At 70.7% G+C, this 533-nt stretch carries 1 protein-coding gene; it reads left to right on the top strand.

The genetic code is table 11. From position 1 onward, the window contains the following. The coding region (locus tag GSF22_RS34110; protein ID WP_439957846.1) for a dioxygenase family protein at positions 1 to 533 on the top strand (533 nt) is incomplete at both ends.

Genomic DNA, 533 nt, shown 5'->3' with positions numbered 1-533 from the left:
CCCAAGCCCTGGCCCGGGCGAGCGCCCCCGCCACCGGCGACGCACCGGCCGTCACCCCGTCCTGCGACGACGGCGACGACCCGACGCCGGCACAGATGGAGGGCCCCTACTTCAAACCCAACTCACCCCGCCGCAGCTCCCTGATCGAGTCCGGCACCATCGGTACCCGACTGACCGTCAGCGGGTACGTCTTCGGGCTCGGCTGCCAGCCCATCCCCAACGTGCTGCTCGACTTCTGGCAGGCCGACACCAACGGCGGCTACGACAACAGCGGGTACCGGCTGCGCGGCCACCAGTACACCGACGCGACCGGGGCCTACCGGCTCACCACCATCGTGCCCGGCCTGTACCCGGGTCGTACCCGGCACATCCACGTCAAGGTGCAGGCACCCAACCGGCCGGTCCTCACCACCCAGCTCTACTTCCCCAACGAGCCCCGCAACAGCACCGACGCACTCTTCGACCCGGCCCTGCTGATGGCCGTACGCGCCGTGGACGGCGGACGGGAGGCCAGCTTCGACTTCGTCCTCGCG

The organism is Micromonospora echinofusca (assembly GCF_017614955.1).
Lineage (GTDB): Bacteria > Actinomycetota > Actinomycetes > Mycobacteriales > Micromonosporaceae > Micromonospora > Micromonospora echinofusca_A.
Note: the sequence above shows the minus strand (reverse complement) of the source record. Positions and strands in the feature narration are given on the sequence as shown.